The sequence below is a fragment of the Streptomyces chartreusis NRRL 3882 genome (assembly GCF_900236475.1).
In the GTDB taxonomy this organism is placed as follows: domain Bacteria; phylum Actinomycetota; class Actinomycetes; order Streptomycetales; family Streptomycetaceae; genus Streptomyces; species Streptomyces chartreusis_D.
The window spans coordinates 7274484-7291055 of record NZ_LT963352.1 but is presented as its reverse complement, the minus strand read 5'-3'; the positions used below and the strand labels follow the sequence as shown (position 1 = coordinate 7291055).

15 protein-coding genes are annotated in these 16572 nt (G+C 73.0%); 2 read left to right on the top strand and 13 right to left on the bottom strand.

Going from position 1 to position 16572, the window contains the following annotated elements:
* Positions 1–104 precede the first annotated feature (104 nt).
* The 7 genes from pheT to infC form a co-directional block, all read right to left on the bottom strand.
* Positions 105–2618, bottom strand: coding sequence for a phenylalanine--tRNA ligase subunit beta (pheT, locus tag SCNRRL3882_RS33020; RefSeq protein ID WP_010045258.1), 2514 nt, complete (start codon positions 2616–2618; stop codon positions 105–107).
* Positions 2618–3745 (bottom strand): phenylalanine--tRNA ligase subunit alpha, encoded by a 1128-nt coding sequence (pheS, locus tag SCNRRL3882_RS33015; RefSeq protein ID WP_010045259.1) that lies wholly within the window; start codon positions 3743–3745, stop codon positions 2618–2620. Before pheS ends, pheT begins: the two co-directional genes overlap by 1 nt.
* 129 nt (positions 3746–3874) lie before the next feature.
* A complete protein-coding gene (locus tag SCNRRL3882_RS33010) occupies positions 3875–5017 on the bottom strand; it encodes a sensor histidine kinase (RefSeq protein ID WP_010045260.1) in 1143 nt (380 codons plus the stop codon).
* Positions 5018–5070: 53 nt separating this feature from the next.
* Entirely contained in the window at positions 5071–5931 is an 861-nt protein-coding gene (locus tag SCNRRL3882_RS33005; protein ID WP_010045261.1) for a TrmH family RNA methyltransferase, read from the bottom strand.
* A gap of 91 nt (positions 5932–6022) precedes the next feature.
* Positions 6023–6406 (bottom strand): 50S ribosomal protein L20, encoded by a 384-nt coding sequence (gene rplT / locus SCNRRL3882_RS33000; protein ID WP_010045263.1) that lies wholly within the window; start codon positions 6404–6406, stop codon positions 6023–6025.
* Between the two features lie 95 nt (positions 6407–6501).
* Positions 6502–6696, bottom strand: coding sequence for a 50S ribosomal protein L35 (gene rpmI, locus SCNRRL3882_RS32995; protein ID WP_003989075.1), 195 nt, complete (start codon positions 6694–6696; stop codon positions 6502–6504).
* 106 nt (positions 6697–6802) lie between these two features.
* Entirely contained in the window at positions 6803–7441 is a 639-nt protein-coding gene (infC, locus tag SCNRRL3882_RS32990) for a translation initiation factor IF-3 (protein WP_107118544.1), read from the bottom strand.
* 396 nt (positions 7442–7837) lie between these two features.
* On the opposite strand from infC, the gene SCNRRL3882_RS32985 reads away from it, so the two are divergent.
* Positions 7838–8194 carry a DUF1844 domain-containing protein gene (locus SCNRRL3882_RS32985; RefSeq protein ID WP_010045269.1) on the top strand — a complete coding sequence of 119 codons (357 nt, stop codon included), beginning with the start codon at positions 7838–7840 and terminating at the stop codon, positions 8192–8194.
* Positions 8195–8375: 181 nt separating this feature from the next.
* On the opposite strand, the gene SCNRRL3882_RS32975 is transcribed toward SCNRRL3882_RS32985, so the two are convergent.
* From SCNRRL3882_RS32975 to SCNRRL3882_RS32965, 3 genes are read right to left on the bottom strand one after another with little or no spacing between them, the layout of a single operon-like run.
* On the bottom strand, positions 8376–9104 hold the full coding sequence (locus SCNRRL3882_RS32975; RefSeq protein WP_010045271.1) for an SseB family protein: 729 nt from the start codon (positions 9102–9104) through the stop codon (positions 8376–8378).
* Positions 9105–9148: 44 nt separating this feature from the next.
* Positions 9149–10351, bottom strand: coding sequence for a type VII secretion-associated serine protease mycosin (mycP, locus tag SCNRRL3882_RS32970; protein ID WP_010045273.1), 1203 nt, complete (start codon positions 10349–10351; stop codon positions 9149–9151).
* The gene (locus tag SCNRRL3882_RS32965) at positions 10348–11160 is read right to left on the bottom strand and encodes a hypothetical protein (protein ID WP_010045276.1); all 813 of its coding nucleotides are present in this window, start codon (positions 11158–11160) and stop codon (positions 10348–10350) included. Before SCNRRL3882_RS32965 ends, mycP begins: the two co-directional genes overlap by 4 nt.
* Before the next feature lie 1080 nt (positions 11161–12240).
* Between SCNRRL3882_RS32965 and SCNRRL3882_RS32955 the strand changes: the two genes are divergently transcribed.
* Positions 12241–13443, top strand: a complete 1203-nt coding sequence (locus SCNRRL3882_RS32955; protein WP_010045278.1) for an amino acid deaminase/aldolase — start codon at positions 12241–12243, stop codon at positions 13441–13443.
* Between the two features lie 21 nt (positions 13444–13464).
* On the opposite strand, the gene SCNRRL3882_RS32950 is transcribed toward SCNRRL3882_RS32955, so the two are convergent.
* Genes SCNRRL3882_RS32950 through SCNRRL3882_RS32940 form a run of 3 tightly spaced genes read right to left on the bottom strand, consistent with a single transcriptional unit; the run spans position 13465 to position 16569 of the window.
* Positions 13465–14364 (bottom strand): DUF2510 domain-containing protein, encoded by a 900-nt coding sequence (locus tag SCNRRL3882_RS32950; protein WP_010045280.1) that lies wholly within the window; start codon positions 14362–14364, stop codon positions 13465–13467.
* Between the two features lie 49 nt (positions 14365–14413).
* A complete protein-coding gene (locus SCNRRL3882_RS32945; protein ID WP_010045282.1) occupies positions 14414–15199 on the bottom strand; it encodes a 3-oxoacyl-ACP reductase in 786 nt (261 codons plus the stop codon).
* A complete protein-coding gene (locus SCNRRL3882_RS32940) occupies positions 15196–16569 on the bottom strand; it encodes an aldehyde dehydrogenase family protein (protein WP_010045284.1) in 1374 nt (457 codons plus the stop codon). The genes SCNRRL3882_RS32945 and SCNRRL3882_RS32940 overlap by 4 nt, the downstream gene beginning before the upstream one ends.
* Positions 16570–16572: the final 3 nt, after the last annotated feature.

Below are 16572 nucleotides of genomic sequence, written 5' to 3'. Positions count from 1 at the left end.
CACAGAATCGGACCGGCCCAAAAACAGACCGGTCCGATTCTGTCGACAGCACACCTGGAAGGGCAGGCTTACCTACCTTTACCACTCAAACGAGTGAGGCGGCGCTAGCTCCGCAGCTCGGCCCCGACACGCTCACCCGCAAGGGCAACCGCCGCGTCCCGAGCCGCCGACGCCTCATCCACGGTCAGCGTCCGATCAGCCGCCCGGAACCGCAGGGCGTACGCCAGCGACTTCCGGCCCTCGCCCAGCTGCTCCGCGTTCTCGTACACGTCGAACAGCCGGATCGACTCCAGCAGCTCCCCGGCACCCTCGCGCAAGGCCTCCTCGACCTCCGCCGCCGGAACCACCGCGTCGACGACGAGGGCGACATCCTGCGTGGCCACGGGGAACGTGGAGATGCGCGGCGCCTTCACCATGGCGTCACCCGCCGACTCCACCGCGTCCAGGTCGATCTCCATCGCACAGGTTCGCTCCGGCAGGCCCAGCGCCTTCACCACGCGCGGGTGCAACTCCCCCGCGTGGCCCACCACCCGCTCGGCACCGTCCACGGTGATCGCCAGCTCGGCACACCGCCCGGGGTGCCAGGGCCCGTACTGCCCCTTGCGGACCAGCAGCTCGGCGCCCGCCTCACGGGCGACGGAGCGCGCCGCCTCCACCGCGTCGGCCCAGTCGGCCGGACGGCCCTTGCCCCACCAGCCGGCCTGTTCCCGCGCACCGGCGAGGACGACGGCGGCGTGCCGAGGCTGCTCGGGCAGTGCCGCGTTCAGCTCGGCGAGCTCCTCGTCGGTCGGGCGGCGGTCGACGGGCAGCACGGCGGCGATCCGCTGCTCCTCGCGCGGCCGGAAGACCAGACCGGTCTCGAACAGCGCGAGGTCGTGCGAGCCCCGTCCGTCGTTGCGCCGCAGAGCGGTGAGCAGGCCCGGCAGCAGCGTCGTGCGCAGCGCGGGCTCCTCGTCGCTCAGCGGGTTGCTGAGCTTCACGACGCGGCGGGCCGGGTCGTCCGCCTCGAGGCCCAGCTGGTCGAAGACGTGCTCGCCGATGAACGGGTAGTTCAGCGCCTCGACGTACCCGGCACCGGCCAGGGCCCGGCCGACGCGGCGGTGCAGCCGCTGCCGGCTGGTCAGACCGAGACCGGCCGGCGGCTTGGGCAGCGTGGAGGGCAGGTTCTCGTAGCCCTCCAGCCGGATGACCTCTTCGGCGAGGTCGTTCGGGTCGGTGAGGTCGGGCCGCCAGGACGGCACGGTGACGATCAGCTCGTCCTGCCCGTACACGTCACAGCCGATCTCCTGGAGCCGCCGTACGACGGTCTCGCGGCCGTACGCGACGCCCGCGACCTTGTCCGGGTGGTCGGCGGGGATCGTGATGGTGCGGGGCGCGGTCGGCGCGATCACCTCGGTGACGCCGGCCTCGGCGGTACCGCCCGCGAGCAGGACCAGCAGGTCCACCGTGCGCTGCGCGGCGGCAGCGGCGGCCTGCGGGTCGACGCCGCGCTCGAAGCGCCGGGACGCCTCGGAGGACAGCTTGTGCCGGCGGGCCGTGCGCGCGATCGACACCGCGTCGAAGTGCGCGGCCTCGATCACCACGTCCGCCGTGGCGTTCTCCACGTCGTCGTGGTCGGCGATCTCCGTGTTGGCGCCGCCCATGACGCCGGCGAGCCCGATGGGGCCCCGGTCGTCGGTGATCACCAGGTCCTCGGCGTCCAGCGTGCGCTCGACGCCGTCGAGGGTGGTGAGCTTCTCGCCCGGCTCGGCCCGTCGCACGCCGATCGTGCCCCGGACCAGGCCGCGGTCGTAGGCGTGCAGCGGCTGGCCGAGCTCCATCATCACGTAGTTGGTGACGTCGACGGCGAGCGAGATCGGGCGCATGCCGACCTTCTGCAGCCGGCGCTGGAGCCAGATCGGCGAGCGGGCCTCGGCGCTCAGGCCGGTCACCGTCCGGGCCGTGAAGCGGTCGCAGCCGGTGGGGTCGGAGATCCGCACGGGGTAGCCGTACGCGTTCGGGCCGGGCACGTCGAGCAGGGCCGGGTCGCGCAGCGGCAGGCCGTAGGCGATGGCGGTCTCGCGGGCGACGCCGCGCAGCGACAGGCAGTAGCCGCGGTCGGGTGTGACGGCGATGTCGAGGACCTCGTCGACCAGCTCCAGCAGCTCGATCGCATCCCTGCCGACCTCGGTCTCCGGGGGCAGCACGATGATGCCCTTGGTGCCGTCGTCGCCCATGTTCAGCTCGTCGCTGGAGCAGATCATGCCGCGGGACATCTTGCCGTAGGTCTTGCGCTCGGCGATCTGGAAGTCACCGGGCAGGACGGCGCCGGGCAGGGCCACGACGACCTTGTCGCCGACGGCGAAGTTGCGGGCGCCGCAGACGATCTCCTGGGGCTCGCCGGTGCCGTTGGCCTGGCCGACGTCGACGGTGCAGAAGCGGATCGGCTTCTTGAACTCCGTCAGCTCCTCGATCGTCGCCACCTGGCCCACGACCAGCGGGCCCTTGAGGTCGGCGCCGAGCTGCTCGACGGTCTCGACCTCCAGACCGGCCGAAATGAGCTTGGCCTGGACGTCGCGGCCGGTCTCGGTGGCCGGCAGGTCGACGTACTCCCGCAGCCAAGAAAGCGGGACCCGCATCAGATCTCCATCCCGAACGGCCGGGTGAACCGGACGTCACCCTCGACCATGTCTCGCATGTCCTCGACGTTGTGGCGGAACATCAGCATCCGCTCGATGCCGAACCCGAAGGCGAATCCGCTGTACTTCTCCGGGTCGACGCCGCAGGCCGTGAGCACCCGCGGGTTGACCATGCCGCAGCCGCCGAGCTCGATCCAGCCCTCGGACGAGCAGGTGCGGCAGGGGCGGTCGGGGTTGCCGATCGACTCGCCCTTGCAGACGTAGCAGAGCATGTCCATCTCGGCGCTCGGCTCGGTGAAGGGGAAGTAGTTCGGCCGCAGCCGGGTCTTCATGTCCGCGCCGAACAGGGACTGGACCATGTGGTCGAGAGTGCCCTTGAGGTCGGCCATCGTCAGGCCCTCGTCCACCGCGAGCAGCTCGATCTGGTGGAAGACGGGCGTGTGCGTGGCGTCCAGCTCGTCGGTGCGGAACACCCGGCCGGGGCAGACGATGTAGACCGGCAGCTCACGGTCGAGCAGGGCGCGGGCCTGCACCGGGGAGGTGTGGGTGCGCAGGACGACGCCGGACCCGGACTCGTCGGTGCCCTCGGGGCCCTGCACGAAGAAGGTGTCCTGCATCTGCCGGGCCGGGTGGTCGGGCAGGAAGTTGAGGGCGTCGAAGTTGAACCACTCCGCCTCGGCCTCCGGCCCCTCGGCGATCTCGTAGCCCATGGCCACGAAGACGTCCGCGACCCGCTCCATCATCGTGGTGAGCGGGTGCCGGGCGCCGGCCGGCACGCGGTCGTAGGGCAGCGTGACGTCCACCGCCTCCTCGACCAGCACGCGGGCGTCCCGCTCGGCCTCGAGTTCGGCCTGGCGGGCGGCGAGGCCCTTGTTCACGGCGCCGCGGGCCTGCCCGACGCGCTTGCCGGCGTCGGCCTTGGCGTGCGGGGGCAGGGCGCCGATCTCGCGGTTGGCGAGGGCCAGCGGAGAGGCGGGGCCGGTGTGGGCGACCTTGGCCTCGTGGAGCGCGTCGAGGGAGTCCGCGGCGGCGAAGGCGGCGAGCGCCTCGTCCCGCATGCGCTCGATCTCTTCCGGTTTCAACGCCTCGACCTCTACAGGGTCGTACGACTTATTCGGTGCCGACATCTCTTCCCGTGCTTCCGATTGGCTGGCTGAAGGTCCCCGTCACCGACTCCGACGGCCGTCTGCGGGACACAAAGGTGCCAATGGCCGAGTCTAACGGGGTGGAGGTGTACGAATGCGCCCGCGGGCTGCTCAAGCGAGATAGGCCGGAGCGCTCACGGGCAACGTAAATCGGAACTCGGCGCCGGCGCCGGGGGCGCGGCCGACCGTGATGGTGCCGCCGTGGGCTTCGACGATGCCCTTGACGATGTAGAGCCCGAGGCCCGTGCCGCCGCGCTTGCTGCCCCGCCAGAAGCGGGTGAAGACGCGGTTCATGGACTCCTCCGGGATGCCGGGCCCCTCGTCGCTCACCGTGACCGACGTGCCGATGTCCTCGCCCTCACGGGGGGACGCCGTGGCCGTGACGTCGATCGTGACAGTTCCCTCGCCGTGCCGCACGGCGTTTTCCAGGAGGTTGCTGAGCACCTGGTCGATCTTGTCGGGGTCGGCCCACAGGTCGGGCAGCGGCTGCTGGACACGCAGCAGGAACCGGTCGGCGGGCTGTCCGGCGGCGACGTAGGCCTGGATGTGCCGTCCGACGGCGGCGCCGATGTCGACGGGCTGGCGCCGCACCTCCAGCCGGCCGGAGTCGATCCGGGAGATGTCGAGCAGCTCGGCGATGAGCCGGGTGACCCGGTCGGCGTCGGCGTCGACGGTCTCCAGCATCAGCCGCTTCTGGTCGTCGGTGAAGCGTTCCCACTTGGCGAGCAGGGTGGCGGTGAAGCCCTTGACGGAGGTGAGCGGGGAGCGCAGTTCGTGGGCGACGGTGGCGATCAGCTCGGCGTGGCTGCGCTCAGTGCGGCGCCGGGCCTCGGTGTCGCGCAGGGTGACGACGAGCCGCCGGACGGGACCGGTGGGCCGGGTGCGGACGTAGCGCGCGGAGACCAGCACCTCACGGCCGCCGGGGAGGAGGAGGTTGCGTTCGGGCTGTCCGACCCGGATCGCGAGGCCGCCGTACGGGTCGGTCAGCTGCCACCAGCGTCGCCCCTCCAGATCCTCTAATGGCAGGGCCTTCTCCAGTCGCTGCCCGAGCGCGTCCCGGGCGCGGACGGCGGTGATGCGCTCGGCGGCGGCGTTGAAGCAGACGACCCGGCCCTGCTCGTCGGCGACGACGAGGCCGTCGGGCAGCATGTCGGGATCGATGCCGAGGTCGGCGAGATCACCGGGTGGCCGGGACGCGGCGGGCGGGCTCCCGGCGTCCTGGGCCCCCGGTGCGCTGCTCGTGCCGACGCTCATCCCCGTACCCCACCTCCAAGCTCCACAGAGGGGTCCCTGAGCTGGTCACCCTACTAGTTCCCGGTGACGGAGCGGCACCCTCCGGCGGCGCGCTGTGCACGCGCCGACGCATAGAGACATACGGCGGCCGCGGTGGCGAGGTTCAGGCTCTCGGCCTTCCCGTGGATCGGGACGCGCACGACGGCGTCCGTGAGCGCGCGGGTCTCCTCCGGCAGGCCCCAGGCCTCGTTCCCGAAGACCCAGGCGGTCGGCCCGCCCATGGTGCCCTTGTCGAGCTCGTCGTCGAGGTCGCGGTCGCCGGCCCCGTCGGCGGCGAGGATCCGGACACCGGCGGCCCGCAGCCCTTCGACCGCCTGCTCCACGGGGACGCCGACGGCGACGGGCAGGTGGAACAGGGAGCCGACGGAGGCACGGACGGCCTTGGGGTTGTACACGTCGACGGAGGCGTCGGTCAGGACGACGGCCTCGGCACCTGCGGCGTCCGCGCAGCGCAGCACGGTCCCGGCGTTGCCCGGGTCACGGACGTTGGCCAGGAGGGCGACGAGCCGGGGACGCGCCGCGAGGACCTCCTCGAAGGGCGTGTCCAGGAACCGGCAGACGCCGACGAGGCCCTGCGGCGTGACGGTGGTGGAGATGTCGGCGATGACCTGCTCGGCGGCGAGGTGCACCCGGGCGCCGGCGTCCCGGGCCGCCCCGATGATGTCGGCGTACCGCTCGGCGGCCTCCAGCGTGGCGAACAGCTCCACGAGCGTGGCCGCGCCCCGGGCCCGGTGCCCGGCCGCTTCCCGCACCGCCTGCGGCCCCTCCGCGAGGAACAGCCGCTCCTTCCCCCGGAAGTTCCGCTTCGCCAGCCGCCGCGCGGCGGAGACGCGGGGGGAACGCGGGGAGATGAGCTCGGGGGTGGCGGGGGGCATTCCGTTCGCTTTCTCAGTAGCTGGCTGCACAGCAGGACCCGCAGGCCTCTTGGCCTGCGGGTCCTTCCGTCACTTCGGCTCGGAGCCGGCGTCAGGCCGCCTTGGGGGCGTTGACGTCGCTCGGCAGCGCCTTCTGGGCGACCTCGACGAGCGCGGCGAAGGCGCCGGCGTCGTTGACGGCCAGCTCGGCCAGGATCTTGCGGTCGACCTCGATGTTCGCGGCCTTCAGACCCTGGATGAAGCGGTTGTAGGTCATGCCGTTGGCGCGGGCAGCGGCGTTGATGCGCTGGATCCACAGCTGGCGGAAGTCACCCTTGCGCTTCTTGCGGTCGTTGTAGTTGTAGACCAGCGAGTGGGTGACCTGCTCCTTGGCCTTGCGGTACAGGCGCGAACGCTGACCGCGGTAGCCGGAGGCCTGCTCGAGGATCGCCCGGCGCTTCTTGTGGGCGTTCACTGCCCGCTTGACGCGTGCCACTTTTTAACTCCTTGTAGCGGGGCCGCGGTGGTCCGCACACGGCCCGAAATCGATTGGGTCCCGGTCCTGACGTACGGCGCTTGCGCGCCGGAGCGTCACTTGCCGAGAAGCTTCTTGATCTTCTTGGCGTCGCCCGGGGCCATCTCGGCGTTGCCGGTGAGGCGACGCGTCACACGGGACGACTTGTGCTCGAGCAGGTGGCGCTTGCCGGCGCGCTCACGGAGCACCTTGCCGGAGCCGGTGACCTTGAAGCGCTTGCTGGACCCGCTGTGCGACTTGTTCTTCGGCATAGCGCCGTTCTCTCCTCGTCGGTGGCGCTCCGATGCCCGGTCGCGAAACCGGGCACGGTGGAGCGTCGTCTTGTTTCGGTTGGTCCTGGGACTCGCGTCCCGGGAGTCACGCCTCGGCGGGCTCCTCAGCCGGCGCCTCGGCTTCCGCGGCGTTCTGCGAGCGGCCGGGGTTGGCCTTCGCCTCCGCCTTGCGGGCCTCCTGCGCCTGGCGAGCCTCGGCCATCGCCTCGGTCTTCTTCTTGTGCGGACCGAGGACCATGATCATGTTTCGGCCGTCCTGCTTCGGGTTCGACTCCACGAAACCGAGGTCCTGGACGTCCTCCGCGAGCCGCTGGAGCAGTCGGTAGCCCAGCTCGGGCCGGGACTGCTCGCGACCACGGAACATGATCGTGATCTTGACCTTGTCGCCCTGCTTGAGGAACCGGACGACGTGACCCTTCTTGGTGTCATAGTCGTGCGGGTCGATCTTCGGCCGGAGCTTCATCTCCTTGATGACCGTGTGCGCCTGGTTCTTGCGCGCCTCACGGGCCTTCATGGCCGACTCGTACTTGAACTTCCCGTAGTCCATGAGCTTGCACACGGGCGGACGGGCGTTCGCCGCGACCTCGACCAGGTCCAGGTCGTACTCCTGCGCAAGCTCCAGTGCCTTGGCCAGGGGGACGATGCCCACCTGCTCGCCACTGGGACCGACAAGTCGCACCTCGGGAACGCGAATCCGGTCGTTGATGCGGGGCTCGGCGCTGATGGATCCTCCTCGGTAGCACCACGCGACGGTCTGGCGGACGGCCGCGTAACGTCTCTGTTCGATAGACCTAACCGCGCCGAAGCACAAAAAATGCCCCGGACGATTCCCAGGCGGGGCTCCTCGAACTACCGGAGCACCGCCGCGGGGAGCCGCGGGGCGCGATTTCGGACGGATCGCCGCCGCTGGGGCGGGACCGCCTGACCGGTGACCCGCCGCCCTGGGGGCGGTCAGGTGGGAGTTCGAAAGCCTCCACTTGTGGGTCGGGCTCGCTGGCCGCGAGGCATGCGGGTCCGACCGGTCGTTACACGAGATTACCAGCAATGGCCAGGAACAGCGAATCGTGGCGCCCCGGGGCCTGGTACGGCCCACGCCCGGCCTGCGCCTATCGTGTGGGGCATGAGTGAGACCCCTCCTGAGTCCCCCGACTTCGACGCCATGGCCCGCGACATCGCCGAGGTCCCGGCGGTCGAGGTGATCGTGACGGTCGCCGTCAACCTGATGAGCGCCGCCGCGGTGAAGCTCGGTCTGACCGAGGAGGGCGACCAGCACAAGGACCTGGACGAGGCCCGCAAGCTGGTGCACGCGCTGGCCGGGCTGCTGGACGCGTCCGCCACCGAGATCAGCTCGTTCCACGCGGCGCCCCTGCGCGACGGCCTGAAGTCGCTCCAGCTGGCCTTCCGCGAGGCGTCACTCGTCCCGGACGAGCCGGGCAAGGGCCCGGGCGAGAAGTACACGGGCGCGGTCTACGGCTAGGACGTGTCCGCAAAGTCCCGCCTGCATCGCGACGCCCGGCACGCACTCTCGCCGCACCGGGCGAACACCCGTGTACAACCAGTACGCGGGCGTCCGCCCGGCACGCCGAGAGCACGCACCGGACGCCGCGAGGCCCGCCCTCCGGGCGGACGACGGGACTTTGCGGACACGCCCTAGAGCTTCACCGGACGAACAGGGGCTCGCCGGGTGGCGTCGCCTCGGCCGGCAGCAGTGCCAGGTCGAGGCCGCGCACCAGGCGGGCCCTCAGTGTCTCGTCGGCGGCGAGCCGCCGGGCGACCGCCCGGGCTGCTTCGGCGGGGGCGGCGGCCGGGTCCAGGACCAGGGCGAGGGTGCCGTCGGCCTGGCCCGGGCCGAGGTGGGCGCGCAGCACGGCCGGCTCGGCGGACACGGCGTCGCGCACGGCCTCCACGACGGCCGGGTCGGCGAGCGGGTCGGTCGTCGTACGGCCCTCCGCGAGGGCGAGCAGGGCCGGGCCGGTCAGTTCGAAGGGCACGGGCCCGGCCAGGTCGAGCACGACCGTGTCCGCCTTCTCGTGCGCGGCGGCCTGGAGGGCCTGGTGCAGGGGTACGGCGACCGGGCGCGCCGCCGGGTCCCAGCGGGCGAGGGAGTCGGTGGAGGTGAAGGCGGGCAGGGCGGTGCGGTTCCCGGCCTTCAGGGTCGGTACGGCCATGTCGCTGGTCTTCTCGCGGCGCAGTCCCCGCTCGTCCTCCTCGACCTCGCCGAGCACGGCCACGACCGGGACGAGCAGCCGGGCGCCCTTGAGGGCGTCGAGGACCGGGCCCACGGCACTGCGATCTTCCGACCAGGCGGTGAGAGCCGCGCTCAGCCGGGGGTCGGCGGAGCCGTCGTCGTCGGAGAAGCCGGGGTCGGGGATGTTCTTGTTCGCCACGGTCGTCGAGCCTATCGGCCGGCGGCCGGGCCACCGGCGGCAGCTCAGAAGTCCTGGCGGCTCGTGCGGCGGCCGCGCCACAGGACGACCGCCGCGACCAGCAGGACGCCGCCGGCACTGCCCGCGAGGGGGGCGGCCCAGTCGGCGGTGTCGTCGCCGGAGCCGGTGGCGTCGGGGCCGCTGCCGAAGTACTTCGCGCCGTACGCCGCCGAGCGGAGGCCCTGCGGTTCGAGCCGGTCGGCGGCCTTGATGGCGGCGGCCGGGTCGACGAAGCCGAAGCCGCGGGAGTCGTCGCGGCCCCCGGCGGGGGCGTTGCGGGCGGTGTCCTCCAGGAGCGACTTGATCTGGGCCGGGGTCAGATCGGGGTGGGCGGCCTTGACCAGGGCGGCGGCGCCGGAGACGAAGGCGGCGGCGGCGCTGGTGCCCCAGCCCTCGTAGTACTTGTGGTCGGGGTCGGCGATGACGACGTCGACGCCGGGGGCGCTGACGGTGGCGTACCAGCGGCGGGTGGAGAACGGGGCGCGGGTTCCGGCGCGGTCCACGGCGGTGGCGGCGATGACGCCCGGGTAGGCGGCCGGGTAGGAGATGCGGTCGCCCTTCTCGCCGCCGTTGCCGGCGGAGGCGACGACGACCACGCCCTTCTTCAGGGCGTACTGGATGGCCTGGTCCTCGGCGGGTTCCGGATGCGCGGAGGCGGAGTCGTCGCCGAGGGAGAGGTTGATGACGTCGGCGCCGTGGTCGGCGGCCCAGCGGATGCCGTCGGCGAGGGCGTTGCCGCGGGTGCTGCGGGCCTTGGCGCGGGAGGGGTCGCCGTCCTCCAGGATCACGCGGACGGGGAGGATCTTCGCCTCGGGGGCGATGCCGAGGACGCCGTCGGCGTTGCCCGGGCCGTGTCCGTGCCCGGCGATGATCCCGGCCATGGCGGTGCCGTGGCGGGCCCAGGCGCGGTCGCCGGGTTCGGCTCCGAATCCGACCAGGTCCTTGCCGGTGAGGACGTTGCCGATCAGGTCGGGGTGGTCGGCCTCGACGCCGGTGTCCAGGACGGCGACGGTGACGCCCTCGCCCTTGGTGGTCCGCCAGGCCTCCTGGGTGTGCATCGCCTCCAGGGCCCACTGCTGGGCGCGGATGCCGTCGGCGTGGGCGGTGGTGGCGGGCAGGAGGACGAGGCCGGCGGCGAGCAGGACGCTCAGCGCCGCGGACCGGCCGGCCCCGGCGGCTCGGCCGGCCGGTTTCCTGGTGGCTTTCACGACGGCTGCTCCGTGGCCGGACGGACGTTCTTGCGCAGGCCGCGTTCGACGCGGTCGGCGAGGCCCTGTGCCTCGTTGCCGAGGCCGGCCTGGGCGGGGGCGGTGGTGGCGCCGGCCTGCATGGCGTCCCCGGCGGGCTGCGGGTCGTCGACGGTACGGCCGTCGGCCCAGCCGGAGACGGCGTAGACGACGACCGGGGCCTCGGTCAGCACGGAGACGGTCCAGGCGGCGCGCTGCTTCGCGCCGAAGTGGGCGGCGGGCGTGTCCTTCGCGGCGTACGGCAGGGGCATCAGATCGCTGCGGCGGTCCAGGCGCTCCTTGCGGAAACGGTTCGCGAGGGAGGTCATGCCCGGGGCGTCGGCCTTCGTGAAGAGCAGGCCGACGGTGGTCACGTAGCTCTCGGTGGCGTCGGTGTAGGTGGCGCGCAGGAGCCGCTCGCAGCCGACGGGGGCGAGGGCCTTGCGCAGCAGGGGGTCGAAGGCGTCCTCGCAGCCGCTGTCCGGGGCGACGGCTATCCGGGTCCAGGTGCGGTCGGCTCCGCCGGGGCCGGCTCCCTGGCCCTGCACGGTGGGCGGGAACAACTGGTCGACGGGAACGCTGTGCCAGAGGCTGCCGGCCGCGGCGAAGGTGCTGCGCGAGCCCTCCCGACCGGAGTCCCCGACGAGCCAGCTCCCGGTGACCGCGCCCGAGATGAGCCCCAGCCCGAGCACGAGACAGACGGCGGCAGCGGCGGTCTGGGACGCCCCGCGCCGCCCGAGCGGCCGGGGCCGTCCGTCGCCGTCGTACCCCTCGGGCTCCCCGAAGGACACGGCGGGGCGTGTGCCGGAAGGAGTGTGGCCGGGGGCCGGAGGGGCGCTCCAGGAGAGGGACGGGTCGGGGGAGACGTCGGTGGGCCGGTGTGCGGGTGCGGAGGGAATGCGGATGCCACGCCCGGCCGTGGCGTCGGCAGTGACCTGTGGCTCCCGCGCGGGGCGTGGCGGAACGCCCGGCCCCGCGGAACCGGGGCGGCCGAAGGATTCAGCAGGCCCGGAGGACGGGCGCGCGGCTGGCTCGGCGGGTGCCGGGTCGGCGGGGACCGGTCGCAATCGTGCGGTCGTCTCCGAGGAGCCTTCGGCAGGGGCGCCGGTACGGCGTGACGTGGGGGCCTGCCCCGGCCGGCCGGACGAGCCCTGCGTGGGGAGGTGGCGCAGTCGCGGAGGGGCGTCGGGTGGGGTGGACGGCCTGTTCGACTCGGATCGCGTCACGCGGCCGGCGCCGGACTGCGTGTCCGGGAACCGGTCGGAGGCGCGGGGCGGGGGCGGGGCGGCGGGCTCGGTACGCCCGGGTGCGGTGGACTCGGCACGCCGGGCCATGGTGTCGCCGAAGCTCGGGAAACGGGGGCCGCCGTTCGTGCCGTCGGTCTGACCGGAGGCCGCGCCACCGCCCCGAGCGGTCGTTTCCTGCCAGGCGGCAGCGGACCCTGACGTGTCGGTGTCCCGCTCCGGCGACGGACGCCGCGCACCCGGGGCCGGGCCGGAAGGTGCCGCCTGGGCGTCCTCGGCCGGGGCCGGTGGGTGTGCGGGGCGTGGCGGGGTGCTGGGGCGCGGGGGAAAAGAGGCACGCTGTGCTTCCGTGCTCATGCACCCCCCGTTTCCTCGTACCCGGGCCGCTGCGCACTGCGCGGGCCGGTGTCCTCCTGCCCGAGGCCCGGCACTGAGTCGTCCCGGGCACACATACCCGTACGGATGGAGCGTCATCCCGGCACGGAAGTCCGGCCGGCGCCGCTCCGCCGTACGTGCGCGTCACTCTACGGCTTGTTCCTGGGCGAACGGGAACCAGTCCACGAGCCCGGGGCATCTGCCCGGAACGTCCCCCTACCCTGCGGTAATCCTGTCTGGCAGGCTGCGTTCATGACTGCGCGCGCCTCCGACCGGGCCCGTTACGACCGGGCCACCGCCCATCTCGACGCCCCTCTCGCGATCGTGGACCTGGACGCCTTCGACGCCAACGCCGCGGATCTGGCCCGTCGCGCCGGGGGCAAGCCCGTGCGGGTGGCCAGCAAGTCCGTGCGATGCCGGGCGCTGCTGGAACGCGTCCTGGCCCGGGACGGTTTCGCGGGGATCATGTCGTTCACCCTCGCCGAGTCGCTGTGGCTGGCGCGCTCGGGGTTCGACGACGTGCTGCTCGCCTACCCGTCCGCCGACCGGGCCGGGTACGGCGAACTCGCCGGTGATCCCAAGCTCGCCGCCGCCGTGACCGTGATGGTCGACGACGTCGCCCAGCTCGATCTCATCGATGCTTCGCGGGGCGGCGGACGTGAAGTCGTGCGGGTCTGCCTGGAGTTGGACACTTCCCTGAAGCTGCTCGGCGGGCGGGTGCGCGTCGGGGCCCGGCGTTCGCCGCTGCACTCCCCCGCCCAGGTCGCCGACCTGGCCCGGGCCGTGGCCCGCCGGCCGGGCTTCGAGGTCGTGGGGATCATGGCGTACGAGGGGCACGTCGCCGGTGTCGGGGACGCGGTCGCGGGACGGCCGCTGCGGTCCCGCGCCATCCGGCTGATGCAGGCCGCCGCCAAGCGTGAACTCGCCGAGCGGCGTGCGGAGGTGGTGCGTGCGGTGCGGGCCGTCGTGCCGGGGCTGGAGTTCGTCAACGGCGGCGGCACCGGCTCGGTGCAGCACACGGCGGCCGAGGACGCGGTGACCGAGATCGGCGCCGGGTCGGGGCTGTACGTGCCGCGGCTGTTCGACAACTACACGTCGTTCAGCGGCCGTCCGGCGGCTCTCTTCGCCCAGCCCGTCGTACGGCGGCCGGGCGTCGGGGTCGTGACGGTCCTCGGTGGCGGGTACCCCGCCTCCGGCGCGGCCGGGCCCGACCGGCTGCCCGTGCCGTATCTGCCCCAGGGGCTGCGCTACGACCCTCAGGAGGGGGCCGGTGAGGTGCAGACGCCGCTGCTCGGCTCGCCCGCCGACGACCTGCTGATCGGTGACAAGGTGTGGTTCCGGCACGCGAAGGCCGGTGAGCTGTGCGAGCGCTTCGACGTGCTGCACCTGGTGGAGGGGGACGCGGTGACGGCGACCGTGCCGACGTACCGCGGCGAGGGCCACACGTTCCTGTAGCGGCCCCGCGGTCGGTGCCGCTCAGTCCGGCGGGCCGATGCTGCTGCCCACGCCGCCGCCCGTGTCCGCGTCGCCGAACGGCCGGATGCCCTCGGTGATGCGGTCCATGTCGGCGAGCGGCGGTCCGTCCTGGCCCGCGTCGAAGACGTAGCGGACGAGCACGGGCGACTCGGTGCCGACGCTGGACGGGAAGACGAGCGACTGGACGTAGCCGCCCGGCCCCTTGGCGGTCCGCACGCGCCAGCGCACGAGGTACCCGGCGCGGCCCGCCACCGCGACCGGACCGGACTTGACCTGCTGGTGCGACTCGACGCCCCCGTAGAGCTCGCGGCCGAGCGCGTCGCGGTCGTAGGCATCGTCGGCGGCGGCGTCGATGTCCGCCTTGGCGAGGGCCTCGGGGGACTTCTCGTCGGTCTCGGTCACCGTGCGGGAGAAGACGAGGCCGTGGCGGCAGACGCCGACGCCGCCGGGGCAGTCGTAGGTGCCGTCGGTCGTCATGACGACGTCGTCCTGGGCGACGTACTGGGGGAGGACCCAGCCGTCGAGCAGGGGGAACGTTATGCCGTTGAGCTGGTCCTCGACGATCGCGGGGTCGTCGGCGGACGGCTCGGAGGCGGACGCCTCGGGGGTCGGCTCCGACGAGTCGGGGCTGGGCTCGACGGTGGAGGTGGGGGCGGTCGTGGCCTCCGTGCCGCCGCCGTCGCCCCCGCCGAGGGCGACGGCTCCGGTGACGATCGCGGCGACCAGAACGACGCCCGTGGCGGTCAGGGCGACCACCTTCGTGCGGCCGGTGCCGCCGCCCGGCGGCGGGGTGGCGGGCGCCTCGGGCGCGCGGCGGTGCTCGGTCCAGGCCGTGCCGTCCCACCAGCGTTCCAGATGCGGGCCGTGCGGGTCGGGATACCAGCCGGGCGGCGGCGTCATGCTCATCCCGGCACTGTAGAGCCGGATCCCGGCCGTCCGGACACGCCTTTTACAGGGGTGTGACGTACGCTCCCGCGATCCCGCCGTCGACCAGGAAGTCGGTGGCGTTCACGAAGGAGGAGTCGTCGCTGGCGAGGAAGGCCACGGCGGCGGCGATCTCCTCGGCCTCGGCGAACCGGCCCAGCGGGATGTGTACCAGGCGGCGCGCGGCGCGCTCCGGGTCCTTGGCGAACAGCTCCTGGAGGAGCGGGGTGTTGACCGGGCCGGGGCACAGGGCGTTGACCCGGATGCCCTCGCGGGCGAACTGCACGCCCAGCTCACGGGACATGGCGAGGACGCCGCCCTTGGAGGCCGTGTACGAGATCTGGCTGGTGGCGGCGCCCATCCTCGCCACGAAGGACGCCGTGTTGATGATCGAGCCCTTGCCCTGGCGCCGCATGTACGGGATGGCGGCCTTGCAGCAGAGGTAGACCGAGGTGAGGTTGACCTCCTGGACGCGCTTCCAGGCCTCCAGGCCGGTCTCCAGGATGGAGTCGTCGTCGGGCGGGGAGATGCCGGCGTTGTTGAAGGCGATGTCGACGCTGCCGTAGGTGTCCTGGGCCGTCTTGAAGAGGGCCTCGACCTGCTCGGCGTCGGTGACGTCCACCTTCACGAAGATGCCGCCGGTCTCCTCGGCGGCCGCCTTGCCGCGTGCCTCGTCGACGTCGGCGCAGACGACGTGCGCGCCCTCGGACGCGAGACGGCGGGCGGCGGCCAGACCGATGCCGCTGCCGGCTCCGGTGACGACGGCGCTGCGGCCGACCAGCCGGCGGCAGATGCTTTCCTGAGCGGTCACTGTGCGGGGCCCTCCGTGCTGATGAAGACGTTCTTGGTTTCGGTGAAGGCGGCCAGGGCCTCGGGACCGAGCTCGCGGCCGACGCCCGACTGCTTGTAGCCGCCGAAGGGGGTCCAGTAGCGGACGCTGGCGTGGGAGTTGACGGACAGGTTGCCGGCGCGCACGGCCTGGGAGACGCGCAGGGCACGGCCGACGTCCCGGGTCCAGATGGAGCCGGAGAGGCCGTAGGGGGTGTCGTTGGCGAGGCGGATCGCGTCGGCCTCGTCGGTGAAGGGCAGCAGGACGGCGACCGGGCCGAAGATCTCCTCGCAGGCCGCCGCCGAGTCGGGCCGCTCCCCGGTGAGCACGGTCGGCGGGAACCAGAAGCCGGGCCCCTCGGGTGCGCTGCCCCGCAGGGCCGGGGCGTCCTCGGGTACGAAGCCGCGGACGCGGTCCAGCTGCTGCCGGGAGATCAGCGGGCCCATCTGCGTCTTCTCGTCGGCCGGATCGCCCACCACCACGGCGGCCAGCGTCTCGGCGAGCCGCTCGCGGACCTCGTCGTACACCGTCTCCTGGACCAGGATGCGGGTGCGGGCGCAGCAGTCCTGGCCGGAGTTGTCCAGGAAGGAGAAGGGGTCGACGGCGGCCTTCAGGTCGGCGTCGGCGAAGACGATGTTCGGGCTCTTGCCGCCGAGTTCGAGGGTGACCGGCTTGACCTGCTCGGCGCCGAGCGCGGCGACCCGCCGGCCGGTCCTGGTGGAGCCGGTGAAGACGATCTTGGCGACCCCGGGGTGGCGCACCAGCGCGTCGCCGGTGATGGCGCCGTGTCCGGGCAGGACCTGGAAGAGGTGCTCGGGGAGTCCGGCTTCCAGGGCGAGTTCGGCCAGACGCAGCGCGGTGAGCGGGGTGGTCTCGGCGGGCTTGAGGAGGACCGCGTTCCCGGCCGCGAGGGCGGGGGCCGTGCCCCAGGCGGCGATCGGCATGGGGAAGTTCCACGGCGCGATCACGCCGACGACGCCGAGCGGTTCGAGGATCGTGACGTCGAGGCCGCCGGGCACCGGGATCTGCCGGCCGGTGAGCCGCTCCACTCCCCCGGCCGCGTAGTCCAGCAGGTCCCGGACGTTGCCCGCCTCCCAGCGGGCGTTGCCGATGGTGTGGCCGGCCTCCCGGACCTCCAGGCGGGCGAGTTCCTCCAGGTGCTCGTCGACGGTGGCCGCGAAGCGGCGCAGCAGCCGGGCGCGGTCCGCTGGGGGCAGGGCGGCCCAGATCCGCTGTGCCCTGGCGGCGTGGGTGACGGCCGCGTCGACATCGGCCGGACTCGCCCCGGCGACGGCGGCGACGACCTCCTCGGTCGCGGGGTTCAGTACTTCCAGAAGGTGCTCGGAAGACAAGAA